The organism is Pseudomonas sp. NY8896, from assembly GCF_039634505.1.
On sequence record NZ_CP132350.1, the window covers coordinates 591225 to 615092 of the forward strand.

Below are 23868 nucleotides of genomic sequence, written 5' to 3' on the forward strand. Positions count from 1 at the left end.
GGGGCTGCGTTGCAGCCCATCGCGACACAAGGTCGCTCCCACCAGAGCGATGCGATCCTCCTGTGGGAGCGGCCCGGGCAATCTCACTGCTGGCGCAAGCTCTCGAGCAGCTTGTGGGTCGGGTATCCATCCGCCGGCCACCCCAGCCCCTGCTGGGCATTACGGATTGCCTTGCGGGTGTTGGCGCCGATAATGCCATCGGCATTGCCCGCATCATGCCCACGGCTGTTCAGCAGGTTCTGCAACTCCATGCGCTCGCTGCGGCTGAGCGGCAAGTCTTCCTTCGGCCAAGCGCCGGCAATGAAGCCCCAGCCGCTAAAGCGGTCACCCAACAGGCTCACTGCCAGCGCGTAGGACGACGAGTTGTTGTACTTGAGAATGGCGCGGAAGTTGTCCAGTACCAGGAACGCCGGCCCGCGCGCGCCAGCCGGCAGCAGCAGGGCGGCAGACAGCTGGTTGCTACCGGCCGGCAGCTGGGTGCCTGCTGGCAGTTTCACGCCCATCGCCAGCCATTCGCTCACCGGTTTGCGCAGCGCGCCATCAGCCTGCCAGAAGTCGAAACCAGCCGGCACCTGTACCTCGAAGCCCCACGGCTGACCACGCTTCCAGCCCGAGCTTTGCAGGTAATGCGCGGTCGAGGCCAGGGCGTCCGGTGTGCTGTTCCAGATGTCGCGGCGGCCATCACCGTCGAAGTCCACGGCATGGGTGTTGTAGGTGGTCGGGATGAACTGGGTCTGGCCCATGGCGCCGGCCCACGAACCGCGCATGGCCTCGGGCTGGATGTCGCCATGCTGAATGATCTGTAGCGCGGCGATGAGCTGGTCCTGGGCGAACTGCGGGCGGCGGCCCTCATAGGCCAGGGTGGCCAGCGAGCGGATCACCGACTTGTTGCCCTGGAACTGGCCAAAGTTGCTTTCCATGCCCCACACCGCGACCAGCACCTGGCGGTCGACGCCATAGCGTTGTTCGAGGCGGGTCAGCAGTTCGGCGTTCTGCTCCAGCAGCTTCTTGCCGTTGCGCACGCGCAGGGGCGATAGGGCGCCTTCGAGGTATTCCCATACCGGGCGGGTGAACTCCGGCTGGCTGCGGTCGGCCTTGATCACGTCCATATCGGGGGTGACGCCGAGGAAGGCTCGGTCGAAGGTGCTCGGCGAGATGCCGGCTTGCAGGGCTTGCTGGCGGAAGCCTGCCTGCCACTGGGCGAAGGTTTGCAGAGGCTGGATTTCAGTGCTGACGTCAGGCGTTGTGCCGGGCACAGTCACCACTGGAGCGGGTTGGGCAGGGGCCAGCGGCAGTGCGTCGGCGGCGGTGGGTTTTTCCGCGCAGGCCACAAGCAGGATGAAGCTGGAGGCCGCGATCAGCTGGCGGGTTTCCCAACGGGGGAGAAGACGGAAGAGCATGCACAGATCCAGAATTGCAGGTCAGGTGACGACCATACCATGCCTGCGCTTGCGATGCTTTCATGCCGCCAAAAAGTAGGAAGCCTCCCAATCTCTCGATTGGAAGGCTTCGCGGCGGTAGCTGCCTTTGCCCTTGTCGGGTTGTTCCTGGCGACAGCGGAACAGGGGCTGGGCGATGATCGACTTGGCCTTGTTGGGGCCGTGTTTTTTCGGCTTTTTGCTCATGGCGGGGTTCCCCGGTTGGGTGGGTTTCGGGGCGCACTGTAGGGCGTGGTGCGGGGTGGGGCCAATTGATTGTGTTTATGGCCGCGAAAGGGCTGCAAAGCAGCCCCATTACTCAGGGGGGAGGGTCAGGCGCTGCCCAGCCATCAACAGTGATAGCCGCGCCAGGCCCGTCCAGGGCGATCCCTCGGCCTGGCCCTTGATTTGCGCATCGATGCGCTGGGCGTCCTGCAGCAACTGCGCCCAGCGCTGCGCCGAGAGGCGCTGCAGGGCCTTGCTGACCAGCGGCCTGCGTTTGTCCCAGACAGGCGGGCGGGCCTGGCTGAAGGCTTTGTCCAGCGGCACGCCCTGGCTGAACTGTTGGGCCAACCCAGCCAGCTGACGCAGCTCGCGGGCCAGGGCCCAGAGGATGACTGGCGGCTCCACACCCTCACCGCGCAAGCCTTCGAGCATGCGCAGCGCATGTGCAGCTTCGCCGTTGAGAATGGCATCGACCAGGCCGAAAACATCGAAGCGGGCACTGTCGGCCACGGCGGCCTGCACGGTTTCCACGGTGATCTGGCTGCCTTCGGCCAGCAATTTGAGCTTTTCGATTTCCTGCGCGGCTGCCAGCAGGTTGCCTTCCACACGGGCGGCAATCAGGTCGACGGCGTCACGCTGTGCTGATAAACCGGCCTGTTGCAGGCGCTGGTTGATCCACTGCGGCAACTGGTGCACATCCACCGGCCAGATCTGGATGAACTGGCAGTGGGCGCCTTCGATCAATGCCTTGCCCCACTTGGTCTTCTGCGCACTGCCGTCGAGCTTGGGCAGGCTGATCAGCAGCAGGGTGTCTTCGGCAGGGTTGGCGCAGTACTCCATCAGCGCGGCGGCGCCCTTGTCACCGGGCTTGCCCGAGGGCAGGCGCAGTTCCAGCAGGCGGCGTTGGGCGAACAGCGAGAGGCTGGCGCCAGCCTGGAGCAGCGTGCCCCAGTCGAAGTTGGCGTCGGCACTGAATACCTGGCGTTCGTCGAAACCTTGCTGCCGCGCGGCATTGCGGATGGCGTCGGCGGCTTCCTGGCACAGCAGCGGGTCGTCGCCGCTGACCACGTAGACCGGTGCCAGGGCGCCTTGCAGGTGCTTGTTGAGTTGGGCGGGGGCGAGCTTCATGGGGAACAGGCGGGGCACCCGAGGGCGCCCCGCACGGGCTTAGTTGCCCGGTACTTCCAGTGGCGATTGCTGAGGTGTTTCGGCTTGCTGGCGGCGGGCAGCCTCCAACGCGGCAGCTTCGGCTTTGGCGCGCTCGTCGGCTTTACGCTGCAGCTCGTCCAGCTGGGACGGGGTCAGCATTTGCAAACGCACGACCATGCCGTTGACCAGGTCGCGGCGCATTTCTTCACGGGCGCGGTTGGCTTCCTGCTCGGAACCGGTGATGTTCGAGCCGTCACGCACGTAGATCTTGCGCACTTCCAGCTTGTCGCTCATCAGCTCCAGGTTATTCAGGCCCTGGATGCTGTAGTTCAGCTCTGTGGTCAGCTCGTACTCGGCGGTACGGTTGCCACTGTTGTAAGTGGCCGAGCGCTCACGCTCCTGTTCGTTGGTCAGCACCAGGCGATACGGTGCACCTGCGTGCACGTTGACGCCGCTACGTTCCAGTACTTCACGCAGTTGAACCACGGTCGGGCCGTAGGCATTGCGTGCGCTGACGTCCATTTCCTTCACGCTCAGCTCGGTGGAGCCGGTGCCGCGCAGCTGGAAACCGCAGGCGCTCAGCATGACCGCCAGGCCGATTACCAGCAAATTGCGTTTGATCATGTTGTTGCTCCCTTGTGGGCCTGTTCCGCCCACCCGCAGCCAATGCGGGTGGGCGTTTTCATCAGTTGGCGACGATGTTGACCAGCTTGCCCGGTACCACGATGACCTTGCGGATGGTCAGACCATCAATGAAGCGCAGGACATTCTCGTTGCCGCGGGCAGCGGCCTCGACTTCTTCGCGGCTGGCAGCGGCAGGCATTTCGACCTGGCCGCGCAGTTTACCGTTGACCTGAACCACCAGGGTAATGGTGTCCTGCACCAGCGCTTGTTCGTCGACACTCGGCCAGGCGGCATCGATCACCGACCCTGCGTGGCCCAGTTGCTGCCACAGCTCGTGGGAGATGTGCGGGGTGATCGGCGCCAGCAGCAAGGTGACGGCTTCCAGGCCTTCCTGCAGCAGGGCGCGGTCCTGTTCGGTGGCTTGCGGGGCCTTTTCCAGCACGTTCATCACGGTCATCACCTGGGCGATGGCGGTGTTGAACTTGTGGAACTGGCCCACGTCGGTGCTGGCCTGCTTGATGGCAGCGTGAATGGCGCGGCGGATGACCTTTTGCGCGTCGTCCAGAGTGGCAACATCCAGCTTGCCTGGCAGGCCCTGGCTGACGTGAGCCTGAGCCAGGCGCCAGACACGGCGCAGGAAGCGGCTGGCGCCTTCGACGCCGGAGTCGGACCACTCCAGGCTCATGTCGGGCGGCGAGGCGAACATCATGAACAGGCGGCAGGTGTCGGCGCCGTAGGCTTCGATCATGGACTGCGGGTCGACGCCGTTGTTCTTCGACTTCGACATCTTTTCGGTGCCACCGATTTCCACCGGCAGGCCGTCGGTCTTCAGGCGTGCGCCAATGATCTTGGCCTTGGCATCGCGCTCGATTTCGACATCGGCCGGGTTGAACCAGTCCTTGCCGCCGTTGCTGGCCACACGGTAGTAGGTCTCGGCGACCACCATGCCCTGGGTCAGCAGGTTCTTGAACGGCTCGTTCGAGGTCACCAGGCCTTCGTCACGCATCAGCTTGTGGAAGAAGCGCGCGTACAGCAGGTGCAGGATCGCGTGCTCGATGCCACCGATGTACTGATCCACCGGCAGCCAATGGTTGGCGGCTTTCGGGTCGACCAGGCCTTTGTCGTAGTTTGGCGAGGCGTAGCGGGCGAAGTACCAGGACGACTCGACGAAGGTGTCCATGGTGTCGGTTTCGCGCTTGGCCGCGGTGCCGCATTTCGGGCAGGTGCATTCGTAAAATTCAGGCATGCGCGCCAGTGGCGAGCCGGCGCCGTCCGGCACCACGTTCTCCGGCAGGGTGACCGGCAGCTGGTCTTCCGGCACCGGTACGTCGCCGCAGGACGGGCAGTGGATGATCGGGATCGGGCAGCCCCAGTAGCGCTGACGGCTGATACCCCAGTCGCGCAGGCGGAACTGGGTACGCGATTTGCCCAGTTCCTTGCGGATCAGGGCTGCTTCGATGGCGTCGAAGGCGCCAGCGAAGTCCAGGCCGTCGAACTCGGCGGAATTGATCAGTTGGCCGTGCTCGCCATAGGCGGCCTGCCACTCGCTGCCGACTTCATCGCCAGCGCTGGTGCGCACCACGGCCTTGACCGGCAGGTTGTACTTGTGGGCGAACTCGAAGTCGCGCTCGTCGTGGGCTGGCACGGCCATGACCGCGCCATCGCCGTAGTGCATCAGCACGTAGTTGGCGACCCATACCGGCAGCTTCTCGCCAGTCAGCGGGTGCTCGACCAGCAGGGAAGTGGCCATGCCCTTCTTCTCCTGGGTGGCCATGTCGGCTTCGGCAACGCTGCCGCTCTTGCATTCGTCGATGAACGCCTGCAGCGCCGGGTTGCCCTGGGCGGCTTGGGTGGCCAACGGGTGCTCAGCGGCGACGGCGACGTAGGTGGCGCCCATCAGCGTGTCGGGACGGGTGGTGAAGACCTTCAGCGTACCTTCATGGCCAATGCTGGCCTGGTCGTACGGGAACTGGACTTCCATGCCGCGCGACTTGCCGATCCAGTTGCGCTGCATGGTCTTGACCTGTTCAGGCCAGCCCGGCAGCTCGTCGAGGCTTTCCAGCAGCTCGTCGGCGTAGTCGGTGATGCGGAAGTAGTACATCGGGATTTCGCGCTTTTCGATCAGCGCGCCCGAACGCCAGCCACGGCCGTCGATGACCTGTTCGTTGGCCAGTACGGTCTGGTCCGCCGGGTCCCAGTTCACGGTGCCGTTCTTGCGGTAGATGATGCCTTTCTCGAACAGGCGGGTGAACAGCCACTGCTCCCAACGGTAGTAGTCGGGTTTGCAGGTGGTGACTTCACGTGCCCAGTCGATGGCCAGGCCCAGGCTCTTGAGCTGGGTCTTCATGTAGTCGATGTTTTCGTACGTCCACTTGGCCGGGGCGACGTTGTTTTTCATCGCCGCGTTTTCCGCGGGCATGCCGAAAGCGTCCCAGCCCATCGGCTGCAGGACGTTCTTGCCCAGCATGCGCTGGTAGCGGGCAATCACGTCACCGATGGTGTAGTTGCGCACGTGGCCCATGTGTAGCTTGCCGCTCGGGTACGGGAACATCGATAGGCAATAGTAAGTGTCTTTGCCTGGCTGTTCGGTAACAGCGAACGATTGTTGCTCGTCCCAGAACTTCTGGGCGGCGGCTTCGATATCACGGGGCGTGTATTGTTCGTGCATGGCTACTTTTGGCTGAGAGAGAAGAGACCTTGTTCCAGGCAGCGGAACCTCGCTGCGTCCGGCACTCCGGTGTCGTTTAGAGTGAACGCCGTAGCATACAGCAGCGCTGTGCATCGTGGGAAACCTTCGTTGCGAATGCCCGCTGGTCGCGGCGTCCGGCTGCTTTTCATAGCGCCGCTAAGCTCAGGTGTGGGGGGAGATATTCTTTATCTTCAATGAGGTGAACGGATGGGAGAGACGCAGCTACCCGCAATGAAACCGGAGCTTTACGAACGCCTGATCGACCGGCTTGGCCTGGCACTGGAAGTGGCCAGGACCTCGGTACGATTGCGCGACGAGATGCCAGCCGAGCTGGAGTTGCGTGGCCTGAGCCACGCAGAGTTCGAAGTGATCAGGGCCTACCTGGAATCCCTCCCGGAGCGCCACAATGCCTCTGTTGGCAGTTACCCACAAGCGGAGCCGACATCGGCCAAGATCATTTGGCTCAAGGACAAGAAACGCCCCGCCAGTACGGCGAGATCCAGGACGCTGCCACATCGCTAGCCGTTCAGGACGCCAGGCGCAGGCCATCGCGCGCCGGTTCTTCAATATCACACAACTCAGATCGACGCCGGAGCGCACTTGTTGACCGGCGTCGATCCTTCTAGGCTGCACGCCTGCCAAGGAGGTGTGGCCGATGCCGATCCGATTTTTCATCAAACAATGGCTGATGCCTCCGGGCGTCTTGTTCCTGCTGCTGCTTGCGGCTTGGTGGCTGCGTACGCGGCGGCCACGGCTGGCGGTGCTGTGCTTTGCCGTGGGGTTGGGTGGCCTATGGTTGATGAGCCTGCCGCTGGTGGTGCAGGAAACGGCTCGGCAACTGGAAACCGAGCCGCCACTGGTGGTGGACGACTGGGCAGGCCTGGCGAGCCGGGCCGATGCCATTGTGGTGCTGGGCGCGGGGCGCGAACGCGGTGACCCGGCTTGGGGCGGCAGTGACCAGCCCACCGCCACGGCACTTGAGCGCATGCGCTTTGCTGCGCGATTGGCCAAGGCCTCGGGCCTGCCAGTGTTGACCAGTGGCGGGCTGCATTACGGCACGCCGCCCAGTGAGGCTCGGCTGATGGCTGATCGCCTGCAGGAAGACTTCGCTGTCGCGGTGAAGTGGCGCGAAGAGGCCAGCCGCACGACCTGGGAAAATGCCCAGCTGACGGCCAAGGTGCTGCAGCCGTTGGGGATTCGCCGGGTGGTGCTGGTAACCCAGGCCTGGCACATGCAACGCTCGCGCTGGAGCTTTGAACAGGCGGGGTTCGAGGTGGTGCCGGCGCCGGTGGGGTTCCTGGGGCGCGATCATGCGCGGCCGTTTGCGGGCTTGTTGCCCGAGAGCCGGGCGATGTGGCAAAGCGGGCAGTTGTTCAATGAAGTGGTGGGGTTGGTGGGGTATCGGGTGTTCTATTGAGCCTTCTGTCGCCTGTACCGGCCTTTTCGCGGGTAAACCCGCTCCCACAGAAGCCGCACGGGTTTCTCGGGCGGTGGTGTACCTGTGGGAGCGGGTTTACCCGCGAAGAGGCCAGTGCAGGAGAACTTAAACAGTCTTGGCTATGCGGCCTGCCAGCAACGCCCAACCCAGCAGCAGCGCACAGACAATCGCCAGCGGCCACGAACGCCATTGCAGGTAAGGCGTCAGTTGCTGCATCGGCACCACTTCGCCATACAGCACGGCTTGCTGGAACTGCGGAATCTGCGTGGTAATGCGGCCAAATGGGTCGATCAGCGCAGTCACGCCGTTGTTGGTGGCGCGGATCATCCAGCGGCCGGCTTCCAGCGCACGCATTTGTGCCATTTGCAGGTGCTGCAAGGGGCCGATCGATTTACCGAACCAGGTGTCGTTGCTGATGGTCAGCAGCAGGTCGCTGCGCGCGGCCAGGCCGGCGGCGAACTCGGGGTAGACCACCTCGTAACAGATGTACGGCGCAATCTGGTAACCCTTGGCCTGCAGCAGCGGCTGGTCCTCCGGCCCGCGGGCAAAGTCCGACATGGGCAGGTTGAAGAACTCGATGGCGCCACGCAGCAGGTCTTGCAGCGGTACATATTCGCCAAACGGCACCAGCTTTTGCTTGAGGTAGGTGCCGTCACCTTCGCCAGTGGCAGTGATGCCGTTGTAGTAGCGGCGCTGGTGGTGCACTTCTTCACGCACTGGTACGCCGGTGATCAGCGCCGAATGCCGCTCGGCGGCGAAGCGGCCCATTACGTCGATGTAGCCTTGCGCCTGGTCCTTGAGTACCGGCACCGCAGTTTCCGGCCAGACAAGCAGGTCCACCGGCTTGGAACTGAAGCTCAGGTCGCGGTACAGCGCCAGTTGCGCGTCGATGTGTGCCGGGTCCCATTTCAGGTCCTGCTCCACGTTGCCCTGGATTGCCGCCACTTTCAGCGGGTCGCCAGCCGGCTTGGTCCAGGCATGGCCCTTGAGCGCCAGGCCCAGCACCCAAGGGGCCAGTAGCAGTACAGTGGCCACCGCCAGGAACGAGGGACGGGCGCGCAGGCGGTGCAGGTTGCACAGCAGGGCAGCGGTGAGGGCCAGGGTGAAGGATATGAGCCACACGCCGCCCAGCGGTGCCAGGCCGGCCAGTGGGCCGTCCAGCTGGCTGTAGCCGGCGTAGAGCCAAGGGAAGCCGGTCAGGAACCAGCCGCGGAAGGCCTCTTGCAGCAGCCACAGGGCGGCGAAGCACAGGGCGTCGGCCAGTGGCGCTTCGTTGCGCCGTAGCCAGCGCGCCCATAACCAGGTGGGCAGGGCAAAGAACCACGCCAGGGCGGCGAAAAACGCCAACAGCAGCAGAATGGCCAACAGCGGCGAGGCGCCGCCATAGGTGTTCATGCTGACGTAGATCCACCAGGTGCCAGCGCCATACAGGCCAAAACCGAACCACCAGCCACGCCACATGGCCTGGCGCGGGCTGAGCTCGCGCAAGCCGAGGTAGAGCATGGCGATGGACAGCACGGCCAGCGGCCAGATGTCGAACGGCGCCAAGGCCAGTAGGGTGGAAGCACCGGCCGCCAGGGCCAGCAGGTTACCGGGCCAGCCGGGGCGGGTGATCCAACGCATGTTTGTCCTTAACGGGTGATCGGGGTCAGGCGCAGCAAGTGTATCCGCCGGCTGTCGGCGTTGAGAATACGGAACTTGTAAGACCCGATCTCGGTGGTTTCGTTGCGCTTGGGCAGGTGGCCAAAGGCGCTCATCACCAGGCCGCCGACCGTGTCGAACTCGTCATCGGAGAACTCGCTGTCGAAGAACTCGTTGAAGTTCTCGATCGGGGTAAGCGCCTTGACCAGGAAATCACCGCTGGGCAGCGGCTTGATGTAGCTGTCTTCCTCGACGTCGTGCTCGTCCTCGATGTCGCCGACGATCTGCTCAAGCACGTCCTCGATGGTGACCAGGCCCGCTACACCGCCATATTCGTCGATGACGATGGCCATGTGGTTATGGTTGGCGCGGAACTCGCGCAGCAACACGTTCAGGCGCTTGGACTCGGGCACGAAGGTGGCCGGGCGCAGCAGGTCCTTGATGTTGAAGCTGTCGCCGTTCTCCTTGAGGATCAACGGCAGCAGGTCTTTGGCGAGCAGGATCCCGAGCACATCGTCATGGCTTTCGCCGATGACCGGGTAGCGCGAGTGCGCGGCGTCGATCACCGCCGGCAGGAACTCGCGTGGCGACTGACCTGCCTTGATGCTGTTCATCTGCGAGCGCGGCACCATGATGTCGCGCACCTGCAGGTCGGCGACCTGGATGGCGCCTTCGACGATGGTCAGTGCTTCGCTGTCCAGCAGTTTGTTCTGATGGGCTTCGCGCAGCAGCTCAAGCAGCTCCTGGCGGTTTTTCGGCTCATGGGCAAAAGCCTGGGTCAGTTTACCCAACCAGGACTTCTGCCCGTTGCTCGATCGATCTTCGCTCATGGCGGTTCTCGTGATCCTTCGTGTATCAGTGTGTGATTGTGTCGGTTTCATCGTCGGCGTACGGGTCGGGGTGACCCAGTTCTGCCAGCAATTCCCGTTCCAGGCCTTCCATTTCCTCGGCTTCCTCATCCTCGATGTGGTCGTAGCCGAGCAGGTGCAGGCAACCGTGCATGACCAGGTGTGCCCAGTGCGCTTCCAGCGATTTGCCCTGTTCGGCCGCTTCGCGCTCGACCACCGCCACGCAGATCACCAGGTCGCCCAGTAGCGGGATATCGAGCAGGTCATCGGGCACATCGGCCGGGAACGACAGCACGTTGGTCGCGTAGTCTTTGTGCCGGTAGGTGTGGTTCAGTTCGCGGCCTTCGGCTTCGTCGACCAGGCGAATGGTCATTTCAGAGTCGGCGGTGCGCTGGCGCAGGGCCAGTTCGCACCAGCGGCGGAAGGCGGCGTCATCCGGGGCGGCGGCATCCGTGGCCCGTTGGATATCAAGTTCAAGCATCTTTGCCGGGCGCCTCGGGCTTGTTCTGGCGGCCTTCGAAGCGGTCGTAGGCCTCGACGATGCGCTGCACCAGTGGGTGACGAACCACATCTTTGGGTTGGAAGTGGGTGAAGCTGATACCCGGAACGTCCTCGAGCACCTCGATGACGTGTGCCAGGCCCGACTTGGTGCCCCGTGGCAGGTCGACCTGGGTGATGTCACCGGTGATCACCGCCGTGGAGCCGAAGCCGATGCGGGTGAGGAACATTTTCATCTGTTCCAGCGTGGTGTTCTGGCTTTCGTCGAGGATGATGAAGCTGTTGTTCAGGGTGCGGCCACGCATGTAGGCCAGCGGGGCGATCTCGATCACCTGGCGTTCGATCAGCTTGGCCACGTGTTCGAAGCCGAGCATTTCGTACAGCGCGTCGTACAGTGGGCGCAGGTACGGGTCGATCTTCTGTGCCAGGTCGCCGGGCAGGAAGCCGAGCTTTTCACCCGCCTCGACCGCCGGGCGCACCAGCAGGATGCGGCGCACCTGTTCGCGCTCCAGCGCGTCCACGGCGCAGGCCACGGCCAGGTAGGTCTTGCCGGTACCGGCCGGGCCGATGCCGAAGTTGATGTCGTTGGCCAGGATTTCCTTCACGTAGCGCTGCTGGTTGAGCCCGCGCGGGCGGATGTTGCCCTTGCGCGTGCGCAACGACACGCTGACCTCGTTGACGGCCGGGTTGTCGATGTTCTCGACAGCCGATTCCTGCAGGTACAGGTGCACGGTTTCCGGCGACAGGTCGGTGGCCTTGGTCTCGCGGTAGAGACGGCGCAGCAGCTGTTCGGCAGCGGAGGTGGTCCTGGGTTCGCCGATCAGTTCGAACTGATTGCCGCGGTTGCGGATTTCGATGGCCAGGCGCTGTTCGATCAGGCGCAGGTGCTCGTCGAACTGGCCGCACAAGTTGGCGAAACGGTTGGCCTCGAAGGGCTCGAGGATGAAACGATGGGGTTCTATGGGTGCGTTCAAGGTCGTTTTTAGCCGCTCGACGGCGATGGATGTGAACTCAAGAATAACCCTTGAATGGCAGTGGCGAAAGCACTGAAACGTTCAACGGTATGTGCGGCCTGTTCCGGCCTCGTCGCGGGTTTACCCGCGAGCAGGCCGGCACTGCTATGATGCCCGCCTTTTCTTACGCATGTGTTATCCCGTCGAACATGAGCAAACGCGAACCTGCCATCTATAAAGTGATCTTCCTCAACCAGGGGCAGGTCTTCGAGATGTACGCCAAGCAGATCTACCAGAGCGACCTATGGGGTTTTCTGGAAATCGAGGAGTTCGTGTTCGGCGAACGCTCGCAACTGGTGGTGGACCCGAGCGAGGAGAAGCTCAAGAGCCAGTTCGAGGGCGTTATCCGCAGTTTCGTGCCGATGCATGCGATTGTGCGCATCGATGAGGTGGAGCGACTGGGTACGGCGAAAATCAGCGAAGCCAAGGGTGGCGGCAATGTCATGCCGTTCCCGATGCCGATGCCGGAAAAGTAACCCTCAGGGGAGTGGCGAGAACGGCGTGCGGCCTTCGGCGTTCTGCAGTTCCAGCAGGTATTTGCGGAAGATCTGGCCGAGCACCTGGGTGGCATGCTCCAGCTCGTCGCGGGGCATTTGCTCGGTCACTTCGTCGGCCATGTCCAGCGCATCTTCGGCGCCATTGACCGCGGCCATCTTCAGCAGAATGTAGGCCTGTACGTTGTTGGCCTTGACCCCTTCACCATGGAAGAACATGGCACCCAGGCGATACTGGGCATCAGCCTGGCCTTGCAGCGAAGCCTTCTGGAACCAGTCCAGGGCTTTGTCGAGTTTTTTTGGCGTTTGCGTGTAGTAGTACTCGCCCAGTTCGAACTGCGCCTGGGCATCCCCCGCGGTTGCCGTCTGCTCACAGGCCTTGAGGGCGTTTGCCAGGTCTTCAGGCTGAACGTTCAAGGTGCAGCGGCCCGTCGCCGGAATCAGCAACGAGTTACCGCCCTCCGCCAAGGCCAGCAGGGGCTGAAGAAGCAACAGGCAGCCCAGGGTCAGGGCGCGGCCGGTGCGGTTCATGGGGATCGACTTACCTCTGCAAAGCTGCGGCCAATGTCTCTGGTGGCACATTATGGGATAAGCAGCGCCAACCTTACAAAGTTTTACTCGAATTTCTGCTTGGTTTGGGGCGTTAGCTGATTGTGCGCGGTCTTTTGTTGCCTCTACCAGCCGCTGTGGGCGCGGCCTTGTGTCGCGAAAGGGCTGCGGAGCAGCCCCATAATTTTCAGCAAAAATGCATCAATCGCTGGGGCTGCTTTGCGGCCCAATCGCGACACAAGGCTGCACCCACAAAGGGGAGCAGCTGCTTATTTCAGCGCTGCAAAAGCCTTTTCAGCCGCATCCAGGGTGATTTGCAGCTCCTTGTCGCCATGGGCGATGGAGGTGAAGCCCGCCTCGAACGCGCTCGGCGCCAGGTACACGCCACCGTCGAGCATCAGGTGGAAGAAGCGCTTGAAGCGTTCGGCATCGCTGGCCATCACGTCTTCGAAGGTGACAATGTCGTCAGCGCCGCTGAAGTAAAGGCCGAACATGGCGCCGGCCTGGGTGGTGACGAATGGTACGCCAGCCGCATCGGCGCGCTGCTGCAGGCCGTCGAGCATGCGGCTGGTGTAGTCGGTCAGTTCGGCGTGGAAGCCTGGGCGGCTGATCAGCTTCAGGGTGGTCAGGCCGGCGGCCATGGCCAGCGGGTTGCCCGACAGGGTGCCCGCCTGGTAGACCGGGCCGAGCGGGGCGATGCAGCCCATGATTTCACGTTTGCCGCCGAAGCAGCCGACCGGCATGCCGCCGCCGACGATCTTGCCGAAGGTGGACAGGTCCGGCTTGATGCCATAGTGGCCCTGGGCACCGCCGAGCGAGACGCGGAAGCCGGTCATCACTTCGTCGAAGATCAGCACCACGCCATGCTTGTCGCACTGCTCGCGCAGGCCTTCGAGGAAGCCCGGCGCCGGGGGGACGCAGTTCATGTTGCCAGCCACCGGCTCGACGATGATGCAGGCCACGGTCTGGCTGACTTCTGCCAGTGTCTTCTCGACCGCGGCGATGTCGTTGAACGGCAGGGTCAGGGTGTGCTTGGCGAAGTCCGCCGGCACGCCTGCCGAGCTTGGCACGCCTTGGGTCAGCAAGCCGGAGCCGGCTTTTACCAGCAGGCTGTCGGAGTGGCCGTGGTAGCAGCCTTCGAACTTGATGATGGCGTCACGGCCGGTGTAGCCACGGGCCAGGCGGATGGCGCTCATGGTGGCTTCGGTGCCCGAGCTGACCATGCGCACCATTTCCATGGACGGCACCAGCGAGCAGACCAGGTCGGCCATGTCGGTTTCCATGGCGGTCGGTGCGCCATAGGACAGGCCGTGCTCCAGTTGCTTGCGTACCGAGTCCAGCACGTCCGGGTGGCCGTGACCGAGGATCATCGGGCCCCAGGAGCCAACGTAGTCGACGTAGCGCTTGTCGTCCTCGTCAACGACATAGGCGCCTTCGGCATGCTTGAAGAACAGCGGCGTGCCGCCAACGCTCTTGAAAGCGCGGACCGGCGAGTTGACGCCACCGGGGATGTGCTTCTGGGCTTTGGCGAACAGGTCTTCGGAACGGGACATGGAAGTTCTCTCGAAATCAGGATGCGAACAAGGCATTGAAGGCGCGGGCGCGGCGGGTGACTTCCTGCGCGCTGTCGGCACCGAACAGGCCGTGGATCACCGCCAGCAGGTCGGCGCCATGGGCGACCAGCGGGGCGGCGTTGTCGAGGGTGATGCCGCCGATCACCGCGATCGGCAGTTTCACCTGGGCGCGGGCCTGCTCCAGCAGGTCGACGTTGGCAGCGGGCGCGCCCGGCTTGGTGACGGAGTTGAAGAAGCGGCCAAAGGCCACGTAGCTGGCGCCTTCGCTGGCGGCCTGGGCGGCCAGCTCGAGGCTGGCGTGGCAGGTGGAGCCGATGATCGCCTGGCGGCCGAGCAGGGTGCGGGCCGGGGTCAGCGGGCCGTCCGTCTGGCCCAGGTGCACGCCGACGCCCAGGCGTGCGGCCAGTTCGGCGTCGTCGTTGATCAGCAGTTGGGTGCCGTAGCGCTCGCAGAGCTTCATAAGCCCTTCGGCTTCACGCAGACGGCGCGCCGCGTCGTCACTTTTGTCGCGGTACTGCAGCAGGCACACGCCGCCGTCCAGGGCCGCCTCGACATGGGACAGGAAACGGCCGGCGAGCAGCTGGCTGTCGGTGATGGCATACAGACCGCGTAGCTTCATTGAAGGCCTCGTATCAGGAGCAGAAGTCCAGGGGCAGGCGGCGCGGCACGAACTGGCCTTTGCCCAACTGCTCGGCATCACGCAGGGTGCGCCAGGTATAGTCCAGGGCGCTGCGCACGGCGCTTTCCAGCTGTTCGCCGAGGGCCAGGCGGCCCGCCAGGGCGCTGGCCAGCGTGCAGCCCGAACCGTGGTAGCTGCCTGGCAGGCGCTGGCAGGTCCAGGTGTGTTGCTGGCCGTCCTGGGTGTACAGGCGGTTGTGAATTTCGACTTCGTCGCCGTGACCGCCGGTAATCAGCAGGTGTCTACAGAACGGCAACAGTTTTTCGGCGCATTCGTCGGCGGTGCCTTCAGGCAGCTCGGCGAGGATGCGTGCTTCGGGCAGGTTCGGCGTGGCGATGGTCGCCAGCGGCAGCAGGCGTTCGCGCAGGGCATAACCCACTTCGTCCTTGCCCAGGCGGCCACCGCCACCGGCCCGCAGCACCGGGTCGCAGACCAGCGGCAGGTGCGGGTGGGCAGCCAGCAGTTCGGCGACGGTGTCGACCATGTCGATCGAGCCGAGCATGCCCAGCTTGACGGCGGCCACCGTGGAGTCGGCCAGCACGGCGTTGGCCTGGGCCAGCACCCACTCGCGGTCGAGCACGCGGAAGTCGGAAACGTTGACGGTATCCTGCACGGTCAGGGCGGTCACTGCAGGTGCAGCGTGACAGCCTTGGGCGATCAGGGCTTCGATATCTGCCTGCAAGCCGGCGCCGCCACTGGGGTCGTGGCCGGAGAGACAGAGGACAACGGGGCGGGAGCTGTAGGTATTCATGGTCGGCGAGCTTACCACCAAACCTGTTTGGGCGGATCGTCCGACAAACGAGATTTGTTGATCGAACGGTCAGATTAGATTTTGTTTTTCTTCTGAAAGCATTGAGTTAGAGCCTTTTCTTTGTGTTTTTATATGGCCGATTACCAGGTTGTGAAGCTATGCTAGAGTGCTCGGATAACTCGACAAACGGGTTCTGCAGGATCACGTCGTCTCAAACGGATGGGAGGCTACCGCGACGCGACCGGACAGGCCATGCTGGGGCTGTATGCGCTATTTGCTGATTGTGCTTCTGGGTTTGCTGCCCGTGCTGGCCGGAGCGGTCGATTTCGACGACGCTACCCGGCATCTTCCACTGGGCAAGGCCATGCAGGTTTATGAAGACCTCGATGGCAGTGCCAGCATTGCCCAGGTCAGTGCCCCTGGGTTCGCCAAACACTTCCAAGCCCACCATGAAGACGTGCTGAACGCCGGTTACTCCACCTCGGTGTTCTGGCTCAAGGTCGAGCTGCGCCCGCTTGCCGCGCCTGGCGCGGCCCCACGGCAATGGCTGCTGGAGCTGGCCTACCCGCCGCTGGATCACCTTGAGCTATTTTTGCCTGACAGCAGCGGCTTGTACCGCCTGGCGCAACGCACCGGTGATGCCTTGCCCTACGACAGCCGGCAGATCCTGCAGAACAATTACCTGTTCGAACTGCAGTTGCCCCCTGGCAAGGTGACCACCGCCTACCTGCGGCTGCACAGCCAGGGTTCGGTGCAGGTGCCGTTGGCGCTGTGGTCCGCCGAGGCCTACATGGAGGAGCAGCCCACACGCCTGTATGTGCTGGGGATGATCTACGGCGTGTTGCTGGTGATGCTGGTGTACAACCTGTTCATCTACCTCAGCGTGCGCGACGTCAGCTACCTCTACTACATCCTCTATATTGCCTCGTTCGGGTTGTACCAGGTGTCGGTGAACGGTGCGGGCGTGGCCTACTTCTGGCCGGACAGCCCCTGGTGGGCGAATGCATCCACGCCACTGTTCATTGGTGCCTCCGGCCTGTTCGGTTGCCAGTTCGCCCGGCACTTCCTGCAACTGGGCAACACCAGCCGTGGTTTCGACCGGCTGCTGCAGCTACTGATGCTGGGCGGCGCGCTGGTCATGGTGCTGGCGGTGAGCATGCCCTACGGCATTGCCCTGCGCATGGCCACGCTGCTGGCATTGCTGTTTACCGTGAGCATCTTCAGCGCCGGCTTGTACGCCTGGTGGCGTGGCTTGCGCGTGGCGCGCTGGTTCATTATCGCCTGGACTGCGTTCCTGCTCGGTGGCTTGGTCAACACCTTGATGGTGCTGGGCTACCTGCCAAATGTGTTCATTACCATGTATGCCAGCCAGTTGGGTTCTGCGCTGGAGGTGGCCTTGCTGTCGCTGGCGCTGGCCGACCGTATCAACAGCCTGCGTGAGCAGCAGGCGCAGACCTTGCGCGAAACCGGGCGCACACTGGAGCAACTGAACCTGCAACTGGCCAGGAGCAACCGTCTGAAGGACGAGTTTCTGGCCAGCGTCACCCATGAACTGCGTACCCCGATGAACGGCGTGATTGGCTCGCTGGAGCTGATGCACACCCTGCCGATGGAGGCCGAAATGGCGCAGTACCATCGCACGGCGGCGGGGTCTGCCCAGGGCATGATGGACATGGTGGATGCGATCCTCACTCTGTCCGAACTGCAGGCCGGCCGCCTACGGGCGCAGCCAGCACCGTTCAGCCTGCGCGCCCTGTTGCAGGGGGTGCGCGCCGGTTATGCCGGGCAGGCCTTGGGCAAAGGTTTGTACCTGAGCCTGGATATCCCGGCCGACCTGCCGGACGGGTTGCTCGGTGACGGGCAGAAACTGGCGCACTGCCTGGGCTGCCTGGTGGACAACGGTTTGAAGTTCACTCATCAGGGTGGGGTGATGATTCAGGTGCGCGGCCGCCGCGTGGGGCCGGACGATCTGGCGTTGACCTTCACGGTCAGTGATAGCGGTATCGGCTTTGATGACCTGGACCAGTCGACCCTGTACCAGCGGTTCTTCCAGGTGGATGGTTCGATGACCCGGCGCTACGGCGGCTTGGGGATCGGGTTGTCGATTTGCCGGCAGATGGGGGAATTGCTGGGCGCCAGGTTGGCGCATGAGTCGACGCGCGGGTTGGGCAGCCGGTTTGAACTCAGTTTGAACATGGCTATTTCGCAGGTGCAGATGAGTCCGAGTATTCTGCAGTCACGGCGCTCGCTGTAGCACTCATGGCCTACGGCGCGCGTTTGCTCCCACCGCCACACGTTTAGTCATGAATGCCACTTTGACTGCCCCGCAGGGAGTGCTTCACTGGGTCTCTCAAGCCTACCCGGATCCAGGAGCCCCCCGATGAACCTGCACCAGTACGCTGAAACCCACGAAGTCACCAACCAGCCGCCGTCCCTCGACGGTGCCAACCTGTACCGCCTCGACTTGCCATTGCAAGAATGGTCCCGGCGTTTTGGCGCGGGCTGGGCCGAATCGCGGATCGATGCCTACGGTGCCCTGGCCGGCGGCCCACTGATGCAGGCGGGCTTCCTGGCCAACGCGCATAAGCCTGAATTCAGCAGCCACGACCGCTATGGCCATCGCATCGACCTGGTTGAGTTTCACCCGGCCTACCACGTGCTGATGCGCACCGCCGTCGAGCACGGGTTACCTTCTTTGCCATGGGCAGAACCCCGCGCAGGCGCCCATGTGGCGCGGGCGTCGATGACCTACCTGCACAGCCAGGCCGAGGCTGGCACCGGTTGCCCGCTGACCATGACCTTCGCCGCTGTGCCGGCGCTGCGCTTGCAACCTGAGCTGGCCGAATACTGGCTGCCAAAAATTCTTGCCTGCGAGTACGACCCGCGCAACGTCGGCGACCGGCACAAGGCCGGGGTCACCCTGGGCATGGCCATGACTGAAAAGCAGGGCGGTACCGACGTGCGCGCCAACACTACGCGGGCCTACCCTGTCGGTGCACCAGGCCCTGGCCAGGCCTATGAGCTGGTCGGCCACAAGTGGTTCTGCTCGGCGCCCATGTGTGATGCTTTCCTCACCCTGGCGCAAACCGAAAAAGGCCTGAGTTGCTTCCTGCTGCCGCGCCACCGCCCGGATGACAACCGCAACCAGTTCTATATCCAGCGCCTGAAGAACAAGTTGGGCAACAGTTCCAACGCCTCCAGCGAGGTGGAGTTCCGTGGGGCGCTGGCGTGGATGATTGGCGAAGAAGGGCGGGGCGTACCGACCATCATCGAGATGGTGGCCATGACCCGTTTCGACTGCATGGTCGGCTCCAGCGCCTTGATGCGCCAGGCGTTGACCCAAGCCGCCCACCACTGTGCGCACCGCAAGGTCGGTGGCCGTGTGCTGAACGAGCAGCCACTGATGCAGAACGTTCTGGCCGACCTGGCCCTGGAAAGCGAGGCGGCACTGGCCCTGAGCCTGCGCATGGGCCAGGCGCTGGAGCAATTGGACGACCCCCAGCAAGCGCATTTCGCCCGGCTGGTCACGGCGGTGGGCAAGTACTGGATCTGCAAGCGTGCGCCGGCCATGATCAACGAGGCTGCCGAATGCCTGGGTGGCGCCGGTTATGTGGAAGACAGCATTCTGCCAAGGCTGTACCGCGAGGCGCCGGTCAACTCGACCTGGGAGGGCTCGGGCAATGTGCAGTGCCTGGATGTGCTGCGGGCCTTGTCCAAGGAGCCGGGTGTGCTCGATGCGCTGTTCACCGAACTGGGCGATGGCCATGGCGACCCGCGCCTGGCGGCGCACATCGGCAACCTCAAGGGTGCGTTTGCCGACACCGGCGACATGCAGTACCGGGCGCGGCAGTTGACCGAAGATATAGCCTTGGCGTTGCAGGCCAAGCTGTTGCTGGAGGCGGGGAATGCGGTGGTCAGCGATGCGTTTATCGGCAGCCGCCTGGCCGGGAGCGGGAGGGCGTACGGGGCATTGCCGCGGGGGGTTGATGTCGAGGCGCTGGTAACAAGGGCTACGCCCGCCTGGCCGCTGTAGGCGCGGGCTTGCCCGCGAATGAATCCAGCACCGATCAATGGGGGTGTATTTAACCCAGAAGGCAGGCAAGATGGTTCACATGCATGTCCAGACAGGAAGCACAGTGTGAGCCAAGCTTTTGTAGTCGTTGATACCCCCGAACAGGCCGTCGACCGTCTGGCGGCCCTGCATGAACAGGCCACCGGGGCCCTTAGCCAGGCCCTCAAGCGTTACCTGAAGGACCGTACCGAGCCGAACGCCGAGGAGCGCGACCTGTTCCGCTACCCGGCACTGCGCCTGACCTACATCAGCCACGGTGAGGTCGCCGCCACCACGCGCGCCTACGCCAAGGTCCAGGTAGCCGGTACCTACAGCGTTACCGTCACCCAGCCTGCTGCATTTCGTGGCTACCTGCTGGAGCAACTGCGCCCGCTGATGCACGACTACACCGTCACGGTAGAAGTCGGCGTCAGTGAACAGAACATCCCGTACCCCTACGTGGTCGATCAGGGCGACGAGCTGGCCGGCAGCGGCATTACCGCCGCGCAGCTGGCGCGGGTGTTCCCCAGCACCGACCTGTCGGCCGCCACCGACAATATCGCCGATGGTCTGTACGACTGGGACCGTGCCGAAGTGCTGCCGCTGGCGCTGTTCGATGCCGCGCGGGTCGATTTCTCGCTGCGCCGCCTGGTGCACTACACGGGCAGCGACTGGCGCCATGTGCAGCCGTGGATCCTGCTGACCAACTACCACCGTTATGTCGACCAGTTCATCAGCCATGGCTTGGAGCAACTGCGTGACGACCCGCGCTTCGTGCGCATGGTGCTACCGGGCAACGTGGTGATCGAAAAGGGCATGGACCACGGCGAAACCCAGGCCCTGGTGGCCAGCGTGGTCTGGCACCGCTACCAGATGCCGGCCTACCACCTGATCGCCGCCGACGGCGACGGTGTTACGTTGGTCAACATCGGTGTCGGCCCGTCCAACGCCAAGAACATCACCGACCACCTGGCGGTACTGCGCCCGCACTGCTGGCTGATGATCGGCCACTGCGGTGGCCTGCGGCAGTCGCAAACCATTGGCGACTATGTGCTGGCCCACGCCTACATGCGCCGCGACGGGATTCTCGACCGGGTTGTGCCGCCGAATATCCCGATCCCGGCCTTGGCCGAAGTGCAGATGGCCTTGCAGGAAGCCGCCGCGCAGGTCACTGGCGAGCGTGGCGAACAGCTGAAGAAGCGCCTGCGCACCGGCACCGTGCTCACCTACGACGACCGCAACTGGGAGCTGCGCTGGGCTCAGGAACGCCCGCTGATCAACCTGTCGCGTGCGGTGGCGGTGGACATGGAAAGCGGCACCATCGCTGCCCAGGGCTACCGATTGCGCGTGCCGTACGGCACCTTGCTGTGTGTGTCCGACAAGCCGCTGCACAGCGAGATCAAGCTGCCGGGTTCGGCCAACGCCTTCTACAACCGCGCGGTCAGCCAACACCTGAAAATCGGCATTGCTGCTCTCGACCTGCTGCGCACCGAGCTCAACTCGCTGCACTCGCGTAAACTGCGCAGCTTCGATGAGCCGCCGTTCCGCTGAGGATTCATGTCACTGCCACCCCGTAACAAGCCGCGCCGTCCCCAGGCGCGGCCTGCCACCGGCCCGCGTCGCCAGGCCAAGGCGCCACCGGCCGAGCCGCGCCTGATCCTGTTCAACAAGCCGTTCGACGTGCTGACCCAGTTCAGCGACTGCGAAGGGCGCGCGACCCTCAAAGACTTCATCGACATCGCGGGCGTGTACCCGGCCGGTCGGCTGGACCGCGACAGTGAAGGCCTGCTGTTGCTGACCAACGATGGCGGGCTGCAGGCGCGGATTGCCGACCCCAAGCACAAGTTGGCCAAGACTTACTGGGTACAGGTGGAGGGCGAACCGAGCGACGAGCAGTTGCAGCGCTTGCGTGACGGTGTGGAACTGAACGATGGGCCGACCTTGCCGGCCGAGGCGCGGCGGCTGGAAGAACCCGAGCTATGGCCGCGCAACCCGCCTGTACGCTTTCGCAAGAGCGTGCCGACCAGCTGGCTGGAACTTGTGATCCGGGAGGGGCGTAACCGCCAGGTGCGGCGGATGACGGCAGCGGTGGGGTTGCCGACCTTGCGCCTGGTGCGGGTGAGGATTGGCGATTGGGCGCTGGATGGGCTGGAGCAGGGTTGCTGGCGCGAAGTCCCGGCAAAATTAAAGCGCTAGCCGGGGCCGCAGCACGCTCCCGGCAGCCTTGAGCCTTACACCCCTTCGAGAAACCCCACCACCACGCTCTTGATGATGAAGGCCAGCACCCCGAGCCCCAGCACGAAGAACAGGATCAGCGTCCCGAACTTGCCCGCCTTGGATTTTTTTGCCAGGTCCCAGACGATGAAGCCCATGAAACCGATCAGCACGGTGACCAGGATGATCATCATCCACTCTTCGAATACGGCGGGATCCATCGGTGTTCTCCAGGCGGGTTGAGCGTCCGATTATACGCTGGCTGGCGTGAGGGTTTAACGCAGGTGGGTCAATGGCAGCTCGGTGCTGGCCAGTACCTGGTTGAGCACGAAGCTCGAACGCACGCTGGTGACGCCTTCGATACGGGTCAGGCTGCCTAGAAGCAGTTTCTGGTAGTGGTCCATGTCGGGCACCACCACTTTGAGCTGGTAGTCGGCATCCATGCCGGTGACCAGGCTGCATTCCAGCACCTGCGGCAGGTTGCGGATGGCGGCCTCGAACGTTTCGAAACGCTCAGGGGTGTGGCGGTCCATGCCGATCAGCACATAGGCCGTCAGGCTCAGGCCCAGCTTCTTGCGGTCGAGCAGCGCAACCTGGCGCGAAATGTAGCCATCGTCCTCCAGTTGCTTGACCCGACGCGAGCATGGCGAAGGTGACAGGCCGATGCGTTCGGCCAGCTCCTGGTTGGAAATGCGCGCATCGCGCTGCAATTCGGCGAGGATGCTCAGGTCGTAACGGTCAAGTTTGCTCATGGCATTTGCCTTTTCTGTTCGTATTGCGGCGAATTATCAATCCAGGGTGAAAAATTGCGCAAGTGCTATTTATCTGAGCAATCTTCGCAATCATCTGTCGCAAGCCGTCCGGTATCTTTATCACCAGAATCACTGCCCGGACATCAGTCCACGGCGACGCGCCCTAGGCGGGCGGTCGCGGCCAGCCATCCAACAGGATCTGCAGGCCCCCGGGCTACACACCCTCCAGAAGACGGTGTGAGGTGAGCCGGCGCCACAAGTGCCGAGCACGGACGACAATTCCTGAAGGGAGGCCTTGTGGCCTCCTTTTTTCTGTCCGGAAATTTAATTGGCCTGCGTGATGGGCGCGGTAGACTGGTTGCGGGCGCAGTTTTCTACCGAGAGGAATACCATGAAGTCGCGCATCTGGCAGTTGGCAGGTGTTGGTTTGCTGGGTTTGAGCATCAGCCTCGGGGCCATGGCCGAAGGGCCGGGCGAGGGGCATGGCGAACGCGGCCAGCAGGTGCAAGGTGAGGGCGTGCCTGGCCGCTCGCTCAACTCGCGCGACGAAGTGCGCCAGACCCAGCCCCCGCGCCAGGGTTATTACCAGGACATTCCCCGCCGCCACGGTGATGACCATCACTGGCAAGCCGGTGGCCCTGGGCAACGGCCCGGTGGTGACTGGCAAGGGCGCCCAGATGGACATGGCAATGGCTGGGGGCCTGGGCCGCAGTATCGCCCCGGGCACACAGTCGACCATTTTCCCGACCGCTACTGGAAAGTGCCTTACCGTGGTGCTGACTACTTCTACTCCGGCGGCTACTGGTACCGCCCTCATGGTGGCAGCTACATCGTGGTGAGGCCGCCCTATGGCGTGCGGGTCAATTACCTGCCGCCTTATGCGCGGGAAGTGTGGCTGGGGGGTGGGCTGTTCTTCCTGGTAGCCGATACCTACTACCAGTACCTGGCGGACAGCCAGGAGTACGTGGTGGTCAACCCACCGGTCGGCGTGCCGGCGCCCGTACCGGTGGCACCGTCGAACGGTGGGTATGACGTGGTGGCTTACCCGATGTATGGCCAGGGGCAGGAACAGCAGGAACAGGACCGTTACCAGTGCCATCGCTGGGCAGTGAGCCAATCCGGCTTCGACCCGGCGACGGCGACATACGCACCGCCAGCCAATGTGCTCGACAATTATCGGCGGGCGCTGGGTGCCTGCTTCAGTGGCCGGGGATACAGCATCAACTAAAGCGGTAGGCGCGGCCTGTTAGCCTGAAGAATA

General features: G+C 63.6%; 23 protein-coding genes. 8 read left to right on the top strand and 15 right to left on the bottom strand.

What is annotated here, in order from left to right; translation table 11 throughout:
- Positions 1-83: 83 nt before the first annotated feature.
- From Q9451_RS02625 to leuS, 5 genes are all read right to left on the bottom strand, one after another.
- The gene (locus Q9451_RS02625) at positions 84-1400 is read right to left on the bottom strand and encodes a lytic murein transglycosylase (protein WP_012274369.1); all 1317 of its coding nucleotides are present in this window, start codon (positions 1398-1400) and stop codon (positions 84-86) included.
- Positions 1401-1460: 60 nt separating this feature from the next.
- The gene (gene arfA / locus Q9451_RS02630) at positions 1461-1625 is read right to left on the bottom strand and encodes an alternative ribosome rescue factor ArfA (RefSeq protein ID WP_012274368.1); all 165 of its coding nucleotides are present in this window, start codon (positions 1623-1625) and stop codon (positions 1461-1463) included.
- A 108-nt stretch (positions 1626-1733) separates the two neighbouring features.
- Positions 1734-2771 (bottom strand): DNA polymerase III subunit delta, encoded by a 1038-nt coding sequence (holA, locus tag Q9451_RS02635; protein ID WP_041166601.1) that lies wholly within the window; start codon positions 2769-2771, stop codon positions 1734-1736.
- 39 nt (positions 2772-2810) lie between these two features.
- The gene (lptE, locus tag Q9451_RS02640; protein WP_012274366.1) at positions 2811-3416 is read right to left on the bottom strand and encodes an LPS assembly lipoprotein LptE; all 606 of its coding nucleotides are present in this window, start codon (positions 3414-3416) and stop codon (positions 2811-2813) included.
- A gap of 61 nt (positions 3417-3477) precedes the next feature.
- The gene (gene leuS / locus Q9451_RS02645) at positions 3478-6084 is read right to left on the bottom strand and encodes a leucine--tRNA ligase (RefSeq protein ID WP_012274365.1); all 2607 of its coding nucleotides are present in this window, start codon (positions 6082-6084) and stop codon (positions 3478-3480) included.
- A gap of 228 nt (positions 6085-6312) precedes the next feature.
- On the opposite strand from leuS, the gene Q9451_RS02650 reads away from it, so the two are divergent.
- Both Q9451_RS02650 and Q9451_RS02655 read left to right on the top strand, forming a co-directional pair.
- A complete protein-coding gene (locus tag Q9451_RS02650; RefSeq protein WP_012274364.1) occupies positions 6313-6627 on the top strand; it encodes a hypothetical protein in 315 nt (104 codons plus the stop codon).
- A gap of 133 nt (positions 6628-6760) precedes the next feature.
- Positions 6761-7522, top strand: coding sequence for a YdcF family protein (locus tag Q9451_RS02655; protein ID WP_012274363.1), 762 nt, complete (start codon positions 6761-6763; stop codon positions 7520-7522).
- Between the two features lie 126 nt (positions 7523-7648).
- Here Q9451_RS02655 and lnt read toward each other — a convergent pair whose 3' ends face one another.
- Genes lnt through Q9451_RS02675 form a run of 4 tightly spaced genes read right to left on the bottom strand, consistent with a single transcriptional unit; the run spans position 7649 to position 11504 of the window.
- On the bottom strand, positions 7649-9166 hold the full coding sequence (gene lnt / locus Q9451_RS02660; RefSeq protein ID WP_012274362.1) for an apolipoprotein N-acyltransferase: 1518 nt from the start codon (positions 9164-9166) through the stop codon (positions 7649-7651).
- An 8-nt stretch (positions 9167-9174) separates the two neighbouring features.
- A complete protein-coding gene (locus tag Q9451_RS02665) occupies positions 9175-10014 on the bottom strand; it encodes an HlyC/CorC family transporter (protein WP_003249762.1) in 840 nt (279 codons plus the stop codon).
- A gap of 25 nt (positions 10015-10039) precedes the next feature.
- Complete coding sequence (gene ybeY / locus Q9451_RS02670; protein WP_012274361.1) at positions 10040-10513, bottom strand: rRNA maturation RNase YbeY; 474 nt, start codon at positions 10511-10513, stop codon at positions 10040-10042.
- Positions 10506-11504, bottom strand: coding sequence for a PhoH family protein (locus Q9451_RS02675; protein ID WP_012274360.1), 999 nt, complete (start codon positions 11502-11504; stop codon positions 10506-10508). Before Q9451_RS02675 ends, ybeY begins: the two co-directional genes overlap by 8 nt.
- Positions 11505-11692: 188 nt before the next feature.
- Between Q9451_RS02675 and Q9451_RS02680 the strand changes: the two genes are divergently transcribed.
- On the top strand, positions 11693-12019 hold the full coding sequence (locus Q9451_RS02680) for a DUF1820 family protein (protein WP_041166798.1): 327 nt from the start codon (positions 11693-11695) through the stop codon (positions 12017-12019).
- A gap of 3 nt (positions 12020-12022) precedes the next feature.
- Here Q9451_RS02680 and Q9451_RS02685 read toward each other — a convergent pair whose 3' ends face one another.
- The 4 genes from Q9451_RS02685 to Q9451_RS02700 all read right to left on the bottom strand — a co-directional run bounded on the left by Q9451_RS02685 (position 12023) and on the right by Q9451_RS02700 (position 15590).
- Complete coding sequence (locus tag Q9451_RS02685) at positions 12023-12568, bottom strand: tetratricopeptide repeat protein (RefSeq protein WP_012274358.1); 546 nt, start codon at positions 12566-12568, stop codon at positions 12023-12025.
- A 287-nt stretch (positions 12569-12855) separates the two neighbouring features.
- The gene (gene hemL, locus Q9451_RS02690) at positions 12856-14139 is read right to left on the bottom strand and encodes a glutamate-1-semialdehyde 2,1-aminomutase (protein ID WP_012274357.1); all 1284 of its coding nucleotides are present in this window, start codon (positions 14137-14139) and stop codon (positions 12856-12858) included.
- Between the two features lie 16 nt (positions 14140-14155).
- Complete coding sequence (gene thiE / locus Q9451_RS02695; protein WP_012274356.1) at positions 14156-14779, bottom strand: thiamine phosphate synthase; 624 nt, start codon at positions 14777-14779, stop codon at positions 14156-14158.
- Between the two features lie 13 nt (positions 14780-14792).
- Positions 14793-15590 carry a hydroxymethylpyrimidine/phosphomethylpyrimidine kinase gene (locus tag Q9451_RS02700; protein ID WP_012274355.1) on the bottom strand — a complete coding sequence of 266 codons (798 nt, stop codon included), beginning with the start codon at positions 15588-15590 and terminating at the stop codon, positions 14793-14795.
- Positions 15591-15855: 265 nt separating this feature from the next.
- Between Q9451_RS02700 and Q9451_RS02705 the strand changes: the two genes are divergently transcribed.
- The 4 genes from Q9451_RS02705 to Q9451_RS02720 all read left to right on the top strand — a co-directional run bounded on the left by Q9451_RS02705 (position 15856) and on the right by Q9451_RS02720 (position 21837).
- Positions 15856-17844 (top strand): hybrid sensor histidine kinase/response regulator, encoded by a 1989-nt coding sequence (locus Q9451_RS02705; protein ID WP_012274354.1) that lies wholly within the window; start codon positions 15856-15858, stop codon positions 17842-17844.
- Between the two features lie 126 nt (positions 17845-17970).
- On the top strand, positions 17971-19623 hold the full coding sequence (locus tag Q9451_RS02710; protein WP_012274353.1) for an acyl-CoA dehydrogenase family protein: 1653 nt from the start codon (positions 17971-17973) through the stop codon (positions 19621-19623).
- A 105-nt stretch (positions 19624-19728) separates the two neighbouring features.
- Entirely contained in the window at positions 19729-21192 is a 1464-nt protein-coding gene (amn, locus tag Q9451_RS02715; RefSeq protein ID WP_012274352.1) for an AMP nucleosidase, read from the top strand.
- Positions 21193-21198: 6 nt separating this feature from the next.
- Entirely contained in the window at positions 21199-21837 is a 639-nt protein-coding gene (locus Q9451_RS02720; protein WP_012274351.1) for a pseudouridine synthase, read from the top strand.
- 35 nt (positions 21838-21872) lie between these two features.
- On the opposite strand, the gene Q9451_RS02725 is transcribed toward Q9451_RS02720, so the two are convergent.
- Both Q9451_RS02725 and Q9451_RS02730 read right to left on the bottom strand, forming a co-directional pair.
- The gene (locus Q9451_RS02725; protein WP_003249787.1) at positions 21873-22076 is read right to left on the bottom strand and encodes a DUF2788 domain-containing protein; all 204 of its coding nucleotides are present in this window, start codon (positions 22074-22076) and stop codon (positions 21873-21875) included.
- A 54-nt stretch (positions 22077-22130) separates the two neighbouring features.
- A complete protein-coding gene (locus Q9451_RS02730) occupies positions 22131-22607 on the bottom strand; it encodes an Lrp/AsnC family transcriptional regulator (RefSeq protein WP_003249795.1) in 477 nt (158 codons plus the stop codon).
- Positions 22608-22998: 391 nt separating this feature from the next.
- On the opposite strand from Q9451_RS02730, the gene Q9451_RS02735 reads away from it, so the two are divergent.
- On the top strand, positions 22999-23835 hold the full coding sequence (locus Q9451_RS02735; protein ID WP_012274350.1) for a DUF6515 family protein: 837 nt from the start codon (positions 22999-23001) through the stop codon (positions 23833-23835).
- Positions 23836-23868 lie beyond the last annotated feature (33 nt).